We start from the raw sequence: 17,265 nt of genomic DNA on the forward strand, positions 1-17,265 counted from the left end.
TATGGAGCGTTCGTTGGTGCTTGTTTATGGAGTGTGTGCTGGTGCTTCTGAAGTTGAAATAGTGAAGTGGATGTTTGACAAAATCACATTCCAAAGTTAAGATAAGTGTGTTGGTAGATCTCTCCGCGTGTGGAGAGACTTTTTTTATGCATATATACAATTGATTGAGAAGGAGAGTTTTGATGGTAGTTGAAGAAAAACAAAATCCGTTAGGGTACGAAAAAATTAGTAAATTGATTCGTAAAATGGCGATTCCTGCTATTATCGCGAATGTGGTGAACGCACTCTATAATATCGTTGACCAAATTTTTATTGGACAAGGGGTAGGGTATCTTGGGAATGCAGCTACAAATATTGCTTTTCCAATTACAACCATCTGTATGGCGATTGGTTTAATGGTAGGAATTGGTGCCGCATCAAATTTTAACTTGGCGCTAGGTCGAAAAGAAGATAAACATGCGCGTGAAGTTGCAGGGACGGCAGTGCTGCTGTTGGTGACAGCGGGGTTAATCATTATGAGTGTAGTTCTATTGTTCTTACAACCATTGTTAAACTTATTTGGAGCCACTGACCAAATTCTAGGATACGCCAGCGAGTATGCAGGAATTACAGCTTTTGGAATTCCGTTCTTCATGATTTCTATTGGTTTTAATCCACTAGTTCGTGCAGATGGTAGGGCCACTTACTCGATGATGGCCATTATTGTGGGAGCTCTACTCAACACAATCCTAGATCCATTATTTATCTTTGGGTTTAATATGGGGATTGCAGGAGCTGCGTGGGCAACGGTTATCAGTCAAGTTGTTTCAGCAATCATATTACTCGCGTATATACCAAGGTTTAGATCCGTTCGCTTTGAGCGTAGCGACTTTAAGTTGTCGTTTGCGGATGTAAAAGTGATTGCATCTCTTGGGTTAACATCGTTCATTTTCCAAATTTCTGCGACCGTCGTACAAATTGTATCGAATAATCTTTTACGTACATATGGAGCACAATCCGTTTACGGTAGTGATATCCCGATTGCGGTTGGGGGAGTCGTGAGCAAAATCTTCGTTATATTCATTGCAGTTGTGATTGGGTTAAATCAAGGTGCACAACCGATTTTAGGCTTTAATTATGGAGCCAAGAAATATTCTCGAGTACATGACACGATGAAGTTGCTTCTTAAAATAACGGTCATTTTATCAACTATTCTTTGGATGATATTCCAAGCTTTCCCGCTACAACTCATTCAAATGTTTGGAAGCGGGGATGCTCTTTATTATGAATTTGGAGTCAGATATGCAAGAGCATTCTTATTCTTTACGTTTATAAATGGAACTACCATTATTGTGACAACCTTCTTCCCAGCAATTGGGAAAGCAAAACTAGGAGCGATTCTTTCTTTAACACGACAAATGTTTGTCTTGCTTCCAGTGATGATTATTCTTGCAACAAGTTTTGGAGTAGATGGATTAATTTTCTCAGGCCCGATTTCAGACTTTATCTCCTTTATTATTTGTATTACAGTTTATATTCATGAAATGCGCAAAATTCCAAAGGTAGACGAAATTTTGGTATAATGATGTGGAGTAATGGAAGGGGTATGATTTATGGAATGGTCTAAATTACTATCAACAAAACGTCTTTCTGGTAAAGAAGCAACTCATCGCAACGAATTCGACGACGATTACAAACGAATTGTAACGAGTCCTTCGTTTCGCCGATTGCAGGATAAGACACAAGTGTTTCCGCTAGAACGCTTGGATTTTATTCATACGCGACTAACACACTCGCTAGAAGTGGCGATGGTCGCTCGTTCTCTGGCAAAAGAAATTGTCATTTTATTGCAAGAGGAAGTGCAAAAGAAACCTTGTAGTAGTAAAGAGGAAATGATTGCTCGACAAGAAGATGTCTTGAAGATTGTTGAATGTGCGAGTCTCGTTCACGACCTTGGAAACCCTCCATACGGGCATTTTGGGGAAGATATTATTCGCCAATGGTTTAAGAAAAACTTGCCAAGCATCCTAAAAGAAAAAAGCGATGTAGCCGAAGAGTTCTTAGCGAGTCCTTATGTTTATGATTTCTATCGTTTTGAAGGGAATGCGCAATCACTTCGTATTGTATCGAAGTTACATGACTTTAAAGGGGAGTTTGACGGACTCGATTTAACAGCGGCAACGCTCAATACGATTCTAAAATATACGTACCCATCTTCTCATAAGAAAACAGAAGAGATTACTTCCAAAAAAGTAGGGTATTTCTTTGCCGAAGAAGAAGCCTTTAAGACTGTAACAGAGATTACAGGGGCGGGGACAAGCCGTCATCCGCTAACATTTATTCTAGAAGCTGCAGACGATATTGCGTATCTAGTAGCTGACATGGAAGATGCGATTGGGAAAGGCGTGGTTTCCTTTAGAGATGTGCGTGAGTTTTTACTAGAGAACTTGAGTAACGATGCCTATAACGCTCCGCAATCCGTTCATACCCGCGAAGTGTTAACAACGATCGATGAGAAAGTCTTCAGCGTCAACCGTTTCTTTGTGGATTTACGTGATAAATTAATCGACGGTGCGCGACATAATTTCGTGAATCATTATGATGAGATTATGGCAGGGACGTTTAATCAAGATTTGTTTAAAAATTCTTGGGCCGAAGATTTGTATGTAATTCTTCGTAGATTATCTGAAGAGAAGATTTATGATCATAAGGGAATCTTGAGATTAGAAATTGCAGGATATACAACACTCACTTATTTATTAGACAGCTTTGTCCCTTCTCTTGTGTCCTATGATACGAACCGTCAATTAGACTATGTAGAATTGAAGAAGATTGGTATTATTTCTGAAAGCCAAAAACGTTCTTATCATTACTTTGCAGAAGGAAAGAGTGAAGTTGAAAAATTATACTTACGCCTTCTATTAGCGACAGATTTCATTTCAGGAATGACGGATAGTTATTCACATCGTCTCTATTTAGACATGGTTGGAATTTAATGTGAAAGTAGACAATTACCATATATGGTAATTGTCTACTTTTTTTAATGTGAAGTGCACCCCCAAAAAGGTTAGACAGAAAATCAAACTTTGGGGGTGCACTTCAAATGACCATATATGGTCTTTTTTCGCTTCAAAAATAAAAAGACCGCCAACGAAATTGTACTCGTTGCCGGTTTCAGTTTATCTATATTAATTGAACGTAGGTCGTTTTTTCTCCACTGGAATGCTGATTTCAACAAAGTTATCAGCATGAATAATATCCAGCCCTTCTGGTTTCATATGGAATAGGCGTTGAACGACGAATTCAATTTCAACATCTTTAATACGTCTTTTTCTGTTTAAGATTACAATATCACGGTGAGTGGCAGCGTCAGCATAGAAAACAGTTGTTTGACCAAGTGAATATACCTTGATGAAGTACGCATCTGTATTTGCTAACTGTTCATTGACAAGTTGCGAGTGAGAATTGGTAATATCGATAAGTTTCATAGACACAGCCTCCTTCTGAAAAAGTCCTTGAAACCATTATACATTTTTTTTGCTTCATTTTCACCTAAAAATTTAAGAAAAGTTATTAAATTTTAAAGAATTTTCAATCAAGAGATTTTTTTGTAAGTGTGATAGGGATTGTGATGAAAGTGCTTTTAAAAAATGTATTTAAATAGTTGTTAAATTTCTCAAAAAATGGTAATCTTATTAATTGAAAGGGTTGTATTTTTGAGGCTTACATGCTCTCGAACGTACATTTCTTAACAAAAATTTACTTTCAAAGGAGACTTTCAATATGGAAAAGAAAGAATATCATGTAATCGCAGAAACAGGGATCCACGCTCGCCCAGCAACTTTATTAGTTCAAACAGCAAGCAAATATAGTTCAGATATCCAATTAGAATACAAAGGAAAATCTGTTAACTTAAAATCAATCATGGGCGTTATGTCATTAGGTGTTGGCCAAGGTGCTGACGTAGTGATCACTGCTGAAGGTGCTGACGAAGCAGAAGCATTAGCAGGAATTGACGAAACAATGAAAAAAGAAGGATTAGCTGAATAATATGAAACCAACATTACAAGGGATTGCTGCTAGTGATGGCATCGCAATTGCCAAAGTATATACTTTGACTGAACCAGATTTAACAGTCACAAAAGTTACTGTTGAAGATTCAGAAAAAGAAGTTTCACGCTTGGATGATGCATTAGCAGCGTCAATAAAAGATGTCGAATTAATCAAAGAGACTGCTTTGAAAAACTTAGGTGAAGAAGAAGCGCAAGTTTTCGATGCTCACTTAATGGTTTTAAGCGATCCAGAATTAATTGGACAAGTTAAAGATAACATTACATCTAACAAAGTGAATGCGGAATCTGCATTAAAAGAAGTAACAGATATGTTTATTTCTATTTTTGCAGGAATGGAAGATAACCCTTATATGCAAGAACGTGCTGCGGACATTCGTGACGTATCAAAACGTATCTTAGCTCATTTATTAGGCGTTAAAATTCCTAGCCCAGCAACTATCAAAGATGAAGTGATTATCGTAGCTGCCGATTTAACACCGAGTGATACAGCTCAATTAAATCGCCAATACGTTAAAGCTTTCGTTACTGATATTGGTGGACGTACTTCTCACTCAGCTATTATGGCGCGTTCTTTAGAAATTCCAGCTATCGTTGGTACTAAAGAAGTGACTTCAATTGCTAAAGACGGAGATATCATTATCGTGGATGGTTTATCAGGGGAAGTATTCCTTAACCCATCTGAAGAAGTGGTTGCTGAATACCGTGCTAAAGCAGAAGCATTTGCGGCTCAACAAGCTGAATGGGAAAAATTAAAAGATTCAAAAACTTACACTAAAGATGGCCATCAAGTTGAATTGGCTGCAAACATTGGTACACCAAAAGATTTAGAAGGTGTTGTAAACAATGGTGCAGAAGGTGTTGGTTTATACCGTACAGAATTCTTATACATGGATTCTCACGAAATGCCAACAGAAGAAGATCAATTTGAAGCTTACAAAGCTGTTTTAGAAGGCATGAATGGAAAACCTGTTGTCGTTCGTACAATGGATATCGGTGGGGATAAAGAGTTACCATACTTACCATTACCACACGAAATGAACCCATTCTTAGGATATCGTGCAATTCGTATTTCATTAAACGAACCTGAAATGTTCCGTACACAATTACGTGCGTTATTACGTGCTTCTGTATACGGTAAATTACGTATCATGTTCCCAATGATTGCGACATTAAATGATTTCCGTGGCGCTAAAGCATTATTAGAAGAAGAAAAAGCTAAATTAATCGCAGAAGGTGTTGCAGTCAGCGACGATATCCAAGTTGGTATCATGATTGAAATTCCTGCAGCGGCAGTTTTAGCTCACCAATTCGCTAAAGAAGTGGACTTTTTCAGTATCGGAACAAACGACTTAATCCAATACACAATGGCTGCTGACCGTATGAACGAACGCGTTTCATACTTATACCAACCATACAACCCATCAATCTTAACGTTAATCAAACACGTGATTGATTCAGCACACAAAGAAGGCAAATGGGCTGGAATGTGTGGGGAAATGGCTGGGGATCAAACAGCTGTACCTCTATTAGTAGGTCTTGGATTAGACGAGTTCTCAATGTCTGCATCAAGTGTTCTAAAAACACGTAGCTTAATTTCTAAATTAACATTAGGCGATATGCAAGCATTAGCAGCTAAAGCAATTAACGAATGTGCAACTGTTGAAGAAGTTGAAGCATTAGTAGCAGAAGCTGTATCAAAAATCTAAACAATAGATAGCCTGAACACCTGAGGGAACCCTTGGGTGTTTTTTGTTGCCTAAATTTCTAAAAAAACATTAAATCCCGAGAAAGTACGGTTCTGAGTATGTTCACGGTGTGAGGAATATGATATACTACGATTCGTAGAAAAAATGAAGGGGAATGGATGATGAAAGATAAGTTTCTAAAATTAGTTCGTAAGTGTGATACATTTTTAGGGTGGACACTCCTCTTTTATATCCTAATTACGAGTATATTGTTATATGTTATTTTTACAGACTTTACAAATGCAACAGAATTTATTTATAACGCATTCTAAAAAAACAACAGTATTGCTAGGAAGGTGTGACTTTCCTAGCTTTTTCAGTTTTTTTACGTTGATTGAAATGACAAAGATTAGTATAATACAGTCATTAAGACTCGAGGTGAAGATATGAAAAGACAAAGAACTTTTCAAATGGTATTAAGTGCGATGTTTATCGCAATGATTATTTTACAAAGTTTTGTTCCATTTTTAGGGAACTTACCGTTAGTGATTTTAGATATTACGATTATTCATATTACGGTTATTGTTGGTGGGATTGTGTTAGGACCACAAGCTGGTTTCTTATTAGGATTTACATGGGGGATGTGTTCGTTCTTCCGCGCCTTTACTTCAGGGAGCCCGATTAGCTTGTTAATTTTTACGAATCCATTGATTTCAGTACTTCCACGTTTAGTGATGGGGGGACTTGTTGCGTTATTTTATCATAAGACAACTAAACTCATTGCGTCCGACCAACTCAGAATGGCAGTGTCTGGTTTCCTTGGAAGTATTATGAATACGGTATTCGTATTAAGTTCCATTTATTTACTGATGGGAAATCAATATGCAGAATTAACAGGGAAAACTGTTGCGGAATTGCCGCTCTTCTTAATGGGCGTTGTTATGACAAACGGTATTGCGGAAGCATTGGCTGCAACTGTAATGACACCAATTATAGCTTCAATTTTAGTTAAGATTTCTAAGAAAAGAGGATAGTGTATGTGGGAAGGTAAAAACGTAACGGTCTTTGTTACAGGTGGAATCGCCGCGTTTAAAGCAGCTACACTTGTTCGCTTGTTTGTAAAAGCAGGGGCAAATGTGGAAGTCGCGATGACAAAGAGTGCGTGTGAATTCGTTACACCACTAACGTTTCAAGTGTTAACGAAAAATAAAGTGCAGACCGATACGTTTGACGAATACGAAGCAGATCGCGTTCAACATATTCATTTAGCCGATAAAACCGATGTGGCAGTTGTCGTTCCAGCAACAGCTAATACGATTGCGAAATTGGCCAATGGAATCGCCGATAACTTTGTAACAAGCACATTATTAGCAATAACGGCTCCGGTTTATGTAGCGCCTGCGATGAATGAGCATATGTGGGAAAATCCTGCAACTGTTCGTAATGTGGCACAGCTTAAAGCAGATGGAAAAGTGATCATTGAACCAGCGACAGGATTTTTAGCTGAAGGATATAACGGAAAAGGACGCCTTCCTGAACCAGAAGAAATCTTCGAACAAGTGACGTTTTTCGAGAGTAGAAGAGAATACAAATCTCCTTTAGAAGGGAAAACGATTTTAATCACTGCTGGTGGAACAAAAGAGCGCATCGATCCAGTTCGTTATATCTCCAATGATTCTTCTGGGAAAATGGGCTACGCACTTGCGAAGGCTGCGTCCATCTTAGGAGCTAAGGTACAATTAGTTTCAACGACAAAACAATTGACAGTCCCATTTGGAGTAGAGGTCACTTATGTAGAGTCAGCGCGTGAGATGGAAGAGGTGGTCACATCTTACTTCCCAACAACGGATGTAGCGGTGATGGTAGCTGCAGTGTCTGACTACTATGTAGCCAATCGATCAGAACAAAAGATTAAAAAGCAACAAAATAAATCAGGGTTGAAACTAGAGTTGGTGGAGAATCCAGATATCTTAAAAGGGCTTGGACATTCTAAAAAAGAAGGACAAGTTGTCATTGGGTTTGCGGCAGAGACTGAAAGAGTATTAGAATATGCTGCAGCAAAATTAGAAAAGAAAAAAGCCGATGCGATTATCGCTAACGATGTTTCAAGTTCGAAGATAGGATTTAATGCGGATAACCATCAAGTTACAATTCTTACTAAAGATGGAAAACAACTCCCGCTTCCAGAGAGTTCGAAAGAAGAGTTGGCGCTTGAAATTTGGCAGTCCTTATTGGACAGTAATATTATTCAATAGTAAATCTTCAAAAAGAGAGATAAACCAATCTGCCAGCAGTGTAGATTGGTTTATTTTATTGCCCTTTCTACCACTAAAATAATTGGATGATTTATATAGAATTTTACCGCAATTTGAAAAAATGTGGTATAATAGGGAAGGTTATCTAGGCATGAAAGGAGATTTTATGAACGAGGATATTTCATTGCCAGAATTTATGAGAAACGAACTCGTAATCAAAACTCAGAAGGAACTTCGACAGCGAAAAGGATATTTAATTTCAAAACGAATTTTTGATATTGTCGTTTCGTTATTACTTCTAGTTCCATTATCAATCGTCTTTTTAATCATTGCGATTGCAATCAAACTAGAAGATGGGGGCCCTGTGTTTTATAGACAGGAGCGCGTGACGACAAATGGACGCAAATTTAAAATATTTAAATTCAGAACGATGGTATTAAATGCGGATAAAGTAGGACCGCTTGTGACACAAGATCACGATCCACGTATTACAAAAGTTGGACGTCGTGTTCGTAATTATCGTCTGGATGAAGTAGCCCAGCTACTCAATGTATTAATTGGAGATATGTCTTTCGTAGGCGCAAGACCAGAAGTACAAAAATATGTAGATGCATATACACCAGAAATGCAAACAACCTTATTACTTCCTGCTGGAGTAACATCGATTGCAGCGATTGAATTTAGACACGAAGCAGAAAAGATTGCAGAGTGGACAAAACAAGGCTTAACAGTGGATGAAGCTTATATCAAACATATTTTGCCAGAAAAAATGCAATACAATATTGATTATTTAAAAAAATGTAGTTTAAAAAATGACATTGCGATCATGGTAAAAACTGTGATTGCAGTCTTAAAATAACTTGGAGGAACCAACATGAAAGTTAGAAATATTCCATTCTCACCACCAGATATTACAGAAAAGGAAATTAACAATGTAGTCGAAGTACTACAATCTGGTTGGATTACAACAGGACCAAAAACAAAAGAATTTGAACGTCAATTAGCAGAATACATGGGCACGGAAAAAGTAGTCTGCTTGAACTCTGCAACTGCTGCGTTAGAGTTAGCATTGCGTGTTTTAGGCGTTGGACCTGGAGACGAAGTTATTGTTCCGGCATACACATATACAGCTTCTTGTAGTGTGATTGAACACGTTGGAGCAACACCAGTTATGGTTGATATCCAAGAAGACCATTTCGAAATGAATTATGATGCGTTAGCCGAAGCCATCACTGAAAAAACAAAAGTGGTTATTCCTGTTGAATTAGCAGGGGTTCCATGTGACTACCGTCGTATTTTCGAAGTAGTGGAATCAAAACGTGGGTTATTCCAACCATCTACAAACTTACAACGTTACTTTAACCGTATTATTGTTGTTTCTGACTGTGCACATGCAATTGGAACAACTCGTGACGGAGTTTCTGTTGCAAAAATCGCAGACTTTGCATCATTCTCATTCCATGCAGTTAAGAATTTAACAACTGCAGAAGGTGGATGTATTACATGGAATCCAGCAAACGAATTGGATTCTGAAGCAATGTATAAAGAGTTCCAAGTGTACTCATTACACGGACAAACAAAAGACGCTTTAGCAAAAATCAAACCGGGTTCTTGGGAATACGATATTGTTATCCCAGGATTCAAATGCAATATGCCAGATATTATGGCTGCAATCGGTTTAGCGCAATTAGAACGTTACCCACAATTATTGGAACGCAGAAAAGAGATCGTACGTCATCTTGATAAAGGATTATCTGCGGATAAACGTATCCAAGTTTTACCTCACGAAGGTAAAGATTATGAATCTTCACGTCACTTATATATCACTCGTGTTCAAGGCGCAAGCTATGATCAACGTGGAGAAATTATTACAAAAATGGCGGAACGTGGCGTTTCATGTAACGTTCACTACAAACCACTTCCATTATTAACGGCTTATCAAAATATGGGATTCCGTATGGAAGATTATCCAAATGCTTACCGCTTCTTTGAAAATGAAGTAACTTTACCATTGCATGGATTACTTAGCGATGAAGATGTGGATTACATTGTTCAAAATTATTTAGAAGTGATTCAAGAAGTACTTGGATAGTCAGGAGAGGATATTTAAATGAATAATCGATTAAAAATTTTATTATTATTCATCGTTGACTCGCTACTTGTTGTTGGATCAGTGTTTTTAGGATTTCGATTAGTAACAGAAGGATTAATTCGTAATATTCACGGATTAACGATTACAGCGATTTTATCGTTAGTAGCCTATTATGTGTTCTCATATTTCTTCAATCTTTATTGGAGAGATTGGGAATACGCTAGTGTGTACGAAGTAATTACTGTCGTAAAATGTGTGTCAGCAACTGTCATCGTTTCAACAATTTCAGGGCTAGCGTTCTTCGATACGAAAATAACATGGCAATTCCTAATTGTCTGCTGGTTATTACTTGTAATTTCGATTGGTGGAGTACGTTTATCAATGCGTGTCTTCCGTGAGTTCTTTGCGGATAGTAGCATTATGGAAAATGCAAAACCAACACTAATTGTTGGTGCGGGAGCGGCTGGAACATTATTAGTTCGTCAAATGTTGATGCATCCAGCAATGCGTATGGATCCAATTGCCTTTGTCGATGATGATCCAGATAAATTACGTAAAGATGTATACGGAGTTCGTATTTTAGGAGCTATCAAGGATATCGAACGCATTGTAGATACGATGGGGATTACTAAAGTCGTTATTGCGATGCCATCACTTCCAATAAAAAAATTAAATGAAGTGTACGATGTCGCTCGTAAGACGGGTGCTGAATGTGTAATCTTACCAAATATTGATGATGTCATGAGTGGTAACTTACACGTACAACAACTACGAAATGTCGAAATTGAAGACTTATTAGGTCGTGATCCAGTTCATTTGGATCAAACGATGATTGAAAAACAACTTCGTGGCAAGAAGATTCTTGTAACGGGTGCAGGTGGTTCAATTGGTTCAGAAATTTGCCGTCAAGTGGCTAAATTTAAACCAAAAGAAATCGTTATTTTAGGGCATGGTGAAAATAGTATTTATCAACTGAATATGGAATTAGTTGGTAAATATTCTCAACACTTCACGATTACACCGGTGATTGCCGATGTGCAAGATCGCAAACGTATTTTCGAAGTGATGGACAAATACAAACCAGATGTGGTTTACCATGCTGCAGCGCATAAACACGTACCATTGATGGAATTAAACCCTCGTGAAGCGGTAAAAAACAATATTCTTGGTACAAGAAATGTTGCTGAAGCAGCAAGCCATGCACGTGTAAAAGCATTCGTAATGGTATCAACTGATAAGGCGGTTAACCCACCAAATATTATGGGTGCTACAAAACGTCTATGTGAGATGATTGTTCAAGACATGGCGACACGTAGCGAGTATACAAAATTCGTTGCGGTTCGTTTTGGGAATGTATTAGGGTCACGTGGCTCAGTCATTCCGCTCTTCAAGAAGCAAATTGCTGAAGGGGGGCCAATTACAGTGACTCACCCGGATATCGTACGTTACTTTATGACGATTCCGGAAGCTGCTCAATTAGTTATTCAAGCTGGAGCACTTGCACGAGGCGGGGAAATCTTCGTACTCGATATGGGACAACCAGTGAAGATTGTGGACTTAGCGAAGAACTTAATTCGTCTTTCAGGATATGATGAAGGCGATATTGAGATTAAATTCACAGGGTTACGCCCTGGAGAAAAGATGTATGAGGAGTTACTGAACGAAGGAGAAGTAAATCCAAAACAAGTCTTTCCTAAGATTCATATTGGAATTGCGGACAATTCTAAGATTAACCGCGTGTATAATTTCATTGAAAACTTCGAGAGCTATACAGATCAACAATTACATGATGAATTGATTGATATTGCGAATAAAAAGAAATAGATTAATGGGTCGATGATTTCATCGGCCTTTTTTGATGATATTTCTGTTTTTATAAAAAGAACTATTTTATAATGAATTGAGAATAAAAAATAGGAGATTATTTATGAAAGTTAGTATTATAATTACCGCAAGAAATGAAGAAAAATACTTACCAATGCTATTTGAAGATATTCTAAACCAAACATTCCCACTTCAAAATATTGAAGTGGTGTTGATGGATTCAAACTCAACAGATAACACTAGGTTAGTGATGGAAGAATTTAAAAAAAATAACGAAAACTTGAGTGTTCAAATCGTTACAAACGAGCGCCAAATCCAGGCTGCAGGATTTAACGAAGGGGTTAAACATGCAACTGGGGATGTTGTTTTAAAAATCGATGCCCATTCTCGAATTCCAGCAGACTTTGTTCAAAAAAATGTAGATGAAATCTTAGCGGGGGCTTATGTTTGTGGAGGCAATAGACCGACTGTTGTGGACTCAGCTGATGATTTTCCAAAGACTCTACATATCGTAGAAGAGTCAGCTCTTGGAAGCAGTATTGCGAATTATAGGAAATCAGATGTGAAAAGAAAAGTGAACTCTATTTTCCATGGGATGTATCGAAAAGAAGTTTTTGACAAAGTAGGACTAGCTGATGAAAGATTGTTGCGTACTGAGGATAACGAGTTTCATTACAGAGTGCGCAAAGCGGGATATGATATTATTTTTAATCCTGAAATTGAATCATACCAATATATTCGTCCAACTTTTACGAAGATGATTCAACAAAAATTTGCAAACGGATATTGGATTGGATTGACTTCACATGTTTGCCGTGATTGCTTATCTTTATTCCACTTTGGCCCAGGTGTATTTGTAGCGACTTTACTTGTATTAATGATGCTCACGCCAGTCAGTTTTGTACCACTTTTAACTGTAGTATTCCTATATTTGTTAGCGGTGCTGGGGTTGTCTGTTTTTGAAATTTCTAAGCAAAAATTCAATCCAACATTACTACTAATCCCAGTCATTATGATTGCGATTCACTTCGCCTATGGTGTTGGAACAATTAAGGGATGGATCTTTGGTTTTGAATTTAAAAAAGAATATTTTGGTGAAGAAGAAAAATCTTAAAATTACTATAAATACTCATGAATTCAAGGAAATCTATGATATAATAAACTGATTGTATAGTTATTGGAGTGGAATGAATGAGAGTAAATGAAGAAAAATTATCAAATAGAAGAAAACAAAGAAAAAATCAGAAAAGAAGAAAAATTGTTTTTACAGTATTGCTGGCAATTGTTGCAGTAATTATTGCTGGTGCTGCTTATGCATGGAGTCGTATTTCTAAAGCGGAAGATGCGATCCATCAAAAAGTAGAGACCGTCCAATTACGTGAGAAAGAATTAACAGACGATAGCAGCTTTTCGGTTCTTCTATTAGGGATTGATAATGGAGCTTATGGTCGTGATACGGAAGTAGGGCGTTCAGATACGATGCTTCTTGTGACTGTAAATCCAAAACAAAAGAAAACAACGATGATTAGTATTCCTCGTGATTCTTATACTGAAATTATCGGTTATGGTACTTTTGATAAAATTAACCATGCATATGCCTTTGGTAAAGAACAATTTTCAATTAATAGTGTACAAAATATGCTTAACGTCCCAATTGACTACTATGTAACAGTAGATATGGGTGGATTGATGGGCCTTGTTGATGCAGTGGGTGGATTAGAGATTACCCCAGCGTTAACATTTACGTATGAGGATGAGTCCTTTACTGAAGGTGTCACACGCCATGTAGACGGGGAGGCAGCTCTGCGATATGCACGTATGCGTTATGATGACCCTGAAGGAGATACTGGGCGTCAAAAACGTCAACAATATGTCATTCAAAAATTAGTCGAAAAATTATTGAGCCTAGGTTCAGTAACTAAATACGAAGAAATTCTTAAGACATTAGAGAATTCGGTAAAAACAAACTTTACAGTAGAAAAATTATTCCAAATTGCTCAAACGCATAAAGAAGCTCTCCAACATTTTGAGTCAGATACGATTAATGGGGATGGAGCGATGATTAATGGCGTTTATTATTTTGTCATTCCAGAAGCTGAGAAGATTCGCGTTTCGAATGTCATCAGAAAGTCACTTGATTTAGAAGAGATTACTGAATTAAAACATATTGAAACGAAAGAAACACAGTCATCAGTGAATATCGAGCAAAATGCACCTCAAAATAATTCAAATGTACAAGAACAAGGGGATACTTACGTAGAACCAAATGTAACGCCAAATTATAACAATAGTTACAATAATAACAATTACAGTAACAACAGTAATGATGATGACGACTATGTAGCACCAACAAATCCATCAAACAATGGTGGAGGGACAAGTGCGGTGACACCAACTGCACCAGCAACACAGACGCCACAAGTGACGGCTGCTCCAGAGCAACCACAGCCTGTACAACCAACGCAATCAGCTCCTGCAACGCAAGAGCCTGTTGCGCCAACTCAGCCTACACAAAAACAAAACCCTTAAAAGTATTGGAGTGTAAATATGAACGAATCAAATGAATGGACCCGAAAAGGGAGACGTCAAGAAAAGAAAAAGAAACGGGGACGTATTGGTTTTATTTTAATCCTTTTACTCGCGATTATTGCAGTAGCAGGAACTTACTATGCAAGCCGAATTAACCATACGATTAACACGATTACTCAAGATGTCGGAAACCGTACGGAACAAGAAGCAAACGAGATTATTAAAAACGCAAAACCAATTAACATTCTATTATTGGGGATTGATAATGGAGCATATGGACGTGAAGAAGAAGACGGCCGCTCAGATACAATGTTATTGTTGACAGTTAACCCATCAACGAAGAAATCTCAACTACTCAGCTTACCTCGTGATACTTATACAGAAATTGTAGGAACAGGTGGCTATGATAAACTGAACCACGCCTTTGCTTATGGAAAGGCTCCAATGGTTATTAATTCAGTTGAGAAGATGTTAGATACAACGATTGACTTCTATGTGCAAATTAACATGGGAGGTTTAATGGAATTCGTCGATGCTGTCGGTGGAATTGAAGTGACAAGTCCACTAACCTTTACTTATGAAGGGCGTTCTTTCGTTGAAGGAAAGACGGAACTGCTTGATGGTGAAAGTGCCTTACGTTTTGCACGTATGCGTTATGATGATCCAGAAGGAGATACAGGTCGTCAAAAACGTCAACGTATCGTTATCGAAGAACTCGTTAAGAAATTGATGACATTTAATTCTGTTACAAACTTCGAGCAATTAATGAATGCGGTAAGTAAAAACGTGAAAACGGACTTGCCAATTGGACAAGTGATGGCCCTTAAAAACACTTATGGTCCTGCTATCACAGGAAATAATTTAACACAAACCTTTATCGAAGAAAGACAGTTATTATTAACAAACAATGCAGGAGAGCAAATCTATTACTCATATGCAACGGATGAGGTGTTGCTTGGAGTAAGCAATTCAATCCGTAAGTTAATGGGACAACCAACTGTTCAAACATATCCATTACTACAACAAAGAGAAGATTTATATTATTTAACAACTCCTTAATAGGGGAAATAAGAGGTGTATAAAATGATTTATGCTGGGATTTTAGCCGGTGGAACCGGAACTCGTATGGGAATCCAAGAAATGCCAAAGCAATTTCTACCATTAGGAAACAAACCAATTATTATTCACACAGTGGAAAAATTCTTGTTTGTTCCAGATGTAGATGTTGTTTATGTAGCTGTCCATCCAAACTGGGTGAGCTACTTCAATGATTTATTAGACAAACATATTTTGACAAATAAAGACAAAATCCGTGTCGTTAGCGGTGGTGGAAATCGTAATGATAGCATCTTAAGTATTATTGCGGACATCAAAAATAGCGGATCGTTTTCACCTGAAGATGTATTGATTACGCATGATGCGGTTCGTCCGTTCGTTTCTTATCGTATGATTGTCGACAATATTGAAGCGATGAAGAACTATGACGTTGCGGATACTGTAGTGATGGCCAATGATACAATTGTAGAATCGGTTGATGGAAAAGTGATTTCTTCTATTCCAAACAGAACGCATATGTATCAAGGACAAACACCTCAAACATTTAAGATTCAAGCATTTACAGACTTGTATGATAGCCTAACAGATGATGTCAAAGAAATCTTGACGGATGCATGTAAAGTGTTTGTGGTTAATGATGTGAAAGTAGCTCTTGTCGAGGGTGAATACTCAAACATTAAAATTACAACAGTAACAGATTTGAAAATTGCGCAAGCGATGTTAGGAGAGATTTAAAATGATTAATCGAGTGTATCAACTCATTCGTCCATCGTTTTTCTCAATTAAATATGAAGATGTGTCATTCTATGAAGAAGATACTGTGGTGGTTCGACCAAACTACTTAGCTTTGTGTCATGCTGACCAACGTTACTTCCAAGGAACACGTCCTGCTAAAATTTTGCAGAAGAAATTACCAATGGCATTGATTCATGAATGTTGTGGGATCGTTGTTGCGGACCCTACAGGAACGTATAAACCAGGCGATCATGTGGTGATGATTCCAAACCAACCACCACGTGACTTTGATCATAACACTGAATTTTACGAAAACTACGTGAATGGAACATACTTCCGTTCAAGTGGTCATGATGGATTCATGCGCGAATTTGTGACGATTCCAATCGACCGTGTAGTGAAATACGAAGATGTGCCAGATAAAGTCGCTGCCATTTCTGAATTTGTGTCAGTCGGCGTTCATGGACTTCGCCGTTTTGACAAAGTAGCACATAGCCGTCGTAACCGTATCGTCGTATGGGGCTCAGGAAGTTTAGCTTATGTTGTAGCAACGATTGCAAAAGCAAAATTCCCAGACTCTACGATTATCATTGTTGGTAAAGATCCTGAGAAGTTACGTCTATTCTCATTTGTAGATGAAGTATATGATGTGAGCAATCTTCCAGAAGACTTTACATTCGACCACGCCATTGAATGTGTGGGCGGTAGCGGAACTCAAGATGCATATCGTGAAATTATCCGTCATATTCAACCTCAAGGTACGGTTGTCATGATGGGAGTTAGCGAGTTTGAAGTACCATTAAACACACGTGACATTCTTGAAAAAGGATTAACATGGGTTGGAAGCTCTCGTTCAGGTCGCAAGGATTTTGAAGAGGCTGTTCAATTTATGGCAGATCCAAAAGTGCATGCACGTTTGAACTTAATTATTTTTGAATCAAATCCAATTCAAGAGATGAAAGATATTTATCATTTCTTCGAGGAAGATAAATTAACGCCATTTAAAACAGTGGCTAAATGGGATATTTAGAAAGTGA

15 protein-coding genes are annotated in these 17,265 nt (G+C 37.8%); 14 read left to right on the forward strand and 1 reads right to left on the reverse strand.

Annotated features, from left to right (window positions below; all coding sequences use genetic code 11):
* Positions 1-182: 182 nt before the first annotated feature.
* Both O3798_RS03375 and O3798_RS03380 read left to right on the forward strand, forming a co-directional pair.
* Positions 183-1,562: an MATE family efflux transporter gene (locus O3798_RS03375; RefSeq protein ID WP_048711775.1), complete on the forward strand. Its 1,380-nt coding sequence runs from the start codon at positions 183-185 to the stop codon at positions 1,560-1,562.
* Positions 1,563-1,592: 30 nt separating this feature from the next.
* Positions 1,593-2,975 (forward strand): deoxyguanosinetriphosphate triphosphohydrolase, encoded by a 1,383-nt coding sequence (locus O3798_RS03380; protein ID WP_371463285.1) that lies wholly within the window; start codon positions 1,593-1,595, stop codon positions 2,973-2,975.
* A 192-nt stretch (positions 2,976-3,167) separates the two neighbouring features.
* Here the strand turns inward: O3798_RS03380 and O3798_RS03385 are convergent, their stop codons facing one another.
* A complete protein-coding gene (locus O3798_RS03385) occupies positions 3,168-3,467 on the reverse strand; it encodes a DUF1827 family protein (protein WP_048713709.1) in 300 nt (99 codons plus the stop codon).
* 295 nt (positions 3,468-3,762) lie between these two features.
* Here O3798_RS03385 and O3798_RS03390 point away from each other — a divergent pair, with 295 nt between their 5' ends.
* The 12 genes from O3798_RS03390 (at position 3,763) to O3798_RS03445 (ending at position 17,258) form a co-directional block, all read left to right on the forward strand.
* Positions 3,763-4,029, forward strand: a complete 267-nt coding sequence (locus O3798_RS03390) for a phosphocarrier protein HPr (protein WP_039849104.1) — start codon at positions 3,763-3,765, stop codon at positions 4,027-4,029.
* Position 4,030: 1 nt separating this feature from the next.
* Complete coding sequence (ptsP, locus tag O3798_RS03395; RefSeq protein ID WP_048713712.1) at positions 4,031-5,758, forward strand: phosphoenolpyruvate--protein phosphotransferase; 1,728 nt, start codon at positions 4,031-4,033, stop codon at positions 5,756-5,758.
* Positions 5,759-6,183: 425 nt separating this feature from the next.
* On the forward strand, positions 6,184-6,771 hold the full coding sequence (locus O3798_RS03400; RefSeq protein WP_048713289.1) for an ECF transporter S component: 588 nt from the start codon (positions 6,184-6,186) through the stop codon (positions 6,769-6,771).
* A gap of 3 nt (positions 6,772-6,774) precedes the next feature.
* Positions 6,775-7,992: a bifunctional phosphopantothenoylcysteine decarboxylase/phosphopantothenate--cysteine ligase CoaBC gene (gene coaBC, locus O3798_RS03405; RefSeq protein ID WP_371463288.1), complete on the forward strand. Its 1,218-nt coding sequence runs from the start codon at positions 6,775-6,777 to the stop codon at positions 7,990-7,992.
* Between the two features lie 166 nt (positions 7,993-8,158).
* Entirely contained in the window at positions 8,159-8,851 is a 693-nt protein-coding gene (locus O3798_RS03410) for a sugar transferase (RefSeq protein WP_048713281.1), read from the forward strand.
* A 15-nt stretch (positions 8,852-8,866) separates the two neighbouring features.
* Positions 8,867-10,084, forward strand: a complete 1,218-nt coding sequence (locus O3798_RS03415; protein ID WP_048713278.1) for a DegT/DnrJ/EryC1/StrS family aminotransferase — start codon at positions 8,867-8,869, stop codon at positions 10,082-10,084.
* An 18-nt stretch (positions 10,085-10,102) separates the two neighbouring features.
* Positions 10,103-11,908 (forward strand): nucleoside-diphosphate sugar epimerase/dehydratase, encoded by a 1,806-nt coding sequence (locus O3798_RS03420; RefSeq protein WP_048713276.1) that lies wholly within the window; start codon positions 10,103-10,105, stop codon positions 11,906-11,908.
* A gap of 103 nt (positions 11,909-12,011) precedes the next feature.
* On the forward strand, positions 12,012-13,022 hold the full coding sequence (locus O3798_RS03425) for a glycosyltransferase (RefSeq protein ID WP_371463291.1): 1,011 nt from the start codon (positions 12,012-12,014) through the stop codon (positions 13,020-13,022).
* A 77-nt stretch (positions 13,023-13,099) separates the two neighbouring features.
* A complete protein-coding gene (locus tag O3798_RS03430; RefSeq protein WP_371463295.1) occupies positions 13,100-14,437 on the forward strand; it encodes an LCP family protein in 1,338 nt (445 codons plus the stop codon).
* A gap of 18 nt (positions 14,438-14,455) precedes the next feature.
* Positions 14,456-15,496, forward strand: a complete 1,041-nt coding sequence (locus tag O3798_RS03435; RefSeq protein WP_371463297.1) for an LCP family protein — start codon at positions 14,456-14,458, stop codon at positions 15,494-15,496.
* Between the two features lie 24 nt (positions 15,497-15,520).
* Entirely contained in the window at positions 15,521-16,228 is a 708-nt protein-coding gene (locus tag O3798_RS03440; RefSeq protein WP_048714024.1) for a 2-C-methyl-D-erythritol 4-phosphate cytidylyltransferase, read from the forward strand.
* Between the two features lies 1 nt (position 16,229).
* A complete protein-coding gene (locus O3798_RS03445; protein ID WP_048714027.1) occupies positions 16,230-17,258 on the forward strand; it encodes an alcohol dehydrogenase catalytic domain-containing protein in 1,029 nt (342 codons plus the stop codon).
* Positions 17,259-17,265: the final 7 nt, after the last annotated feature.

The sequence above is a fragment of the Granulicatella sp. 20925_1_45 genome (genome assembly GCF_041433555.1).
In the GTDB taxonomy this organism is placed as follows: domain Bacteria; phylum Bacillota; class Bacilli; order Lactobacillales; family Aerococcaceae; genus Granulicatella.

Excerpts from the sequence above, each read along its gene's own strand:
- O3798_RS03435 (WP_371463297.1), top strand. The coding sequence starts at position 14,456 with ATGAACGAATCAAATGAATGGACCCGAAAAGGGAGACGTCAAGAAAAG.
- O3798_RS03400 (WP_048713289.1), top strand. The coding sequence starts at position 6,184 with ATGAAAAGACAAAGAACTTTTCAAATGGTATTAAGTGCGATGTTTATC.
- O3798_RS03415 (WP_048713278.1), top strand. The coding sequence starts at position 8,867 with ATGAAAGTTAGAAATATTCCATTCTCACCACCAGATATTACAGAAAAG.
- O3798_RS03380 (WP_371463285.1), top strand. The coding sequence starts at position 1,593 with ATGGAATGGTCTAAATTACTATCAACAAAACGTCTTTCTGGTAAAGAA.
- O3798_RS03445 (WP_048714027.1), top strand. The coding sequence starts at position 16,230 with ATGATTAATCGAGTGTATCAACTCATTCGTCCATCGTTTTTCTCAATT.
- O3798_RS03440 (WP_048714024.1), top strand. The coding sequence starts at position 15,521 with ATGATTTATGCTGGGATTTTAGCCGGTGGAACCGGAACTCGTATGGGA.
- O3798_RS03430 (WP_371463295.1), top strand. The coding sequence starts at position 13,100 with ATGAGAGTAAATGAAGAAAAATTATCAAATAGAAGAAAACAAAGAAAA.
- ptsP (WP_048713712.1), top strand. The coding sequence starts at position 4,031 with ATGAAACCAACATTACAAGGGATTGCTGCTAGTGATGGCATCGCAATT.
- O3798_RS03420 (WP_048713276.1), top strand. The coding sequence starts at position 10,103 with ATGAATAATCGATTAAAAATTTTATTATTATTCATCGTTGACTCGCTA.
- O3798_RS03390 (WP_039849104.1), top strand. The coding sequence starts at position 3,763 with ATGGAAAAGAAAGAATATCATGTAATCGCAGAAACAGGGATCCACGCT.
- O3798_RS03375 (WP_048711775.1), top strand. The coding sequence starts at position 183 with ATGGTAGTTGAAGAAAAACAAAATCCGTTAGGGTACGAAAAAATTAGT.
- O3798_RS03385 (WP_048713709.1), bottom strand. The coding sequence starts at position 3,467 with ATGAAACTTATCGATATTACCAATTCTCACTCGCAACTTGTCAATGAA.
- O3798_RS03425 (WP_371463291.1), top strand. The coding sequence starts at position 12,012 with ATGAAAGTTAGTATTATAATTACCGCAAGAAATGAAGAAAAATACTTA.
- O3798_RS03410 (WP_048713281.1), top strand. The coding sequence starts at position 8,159 with ATGAACGAGGATATTTCATTGCCAGAATTTATGAGAAACGAACTCGTA.
- coaBC (WP_371463288.1), top strand. The coding sequence starts at position 6,775 with ATGTGGGAAGGTAAAAACGTAACGGTCTTTGTTACAGGTGGAATCGCC.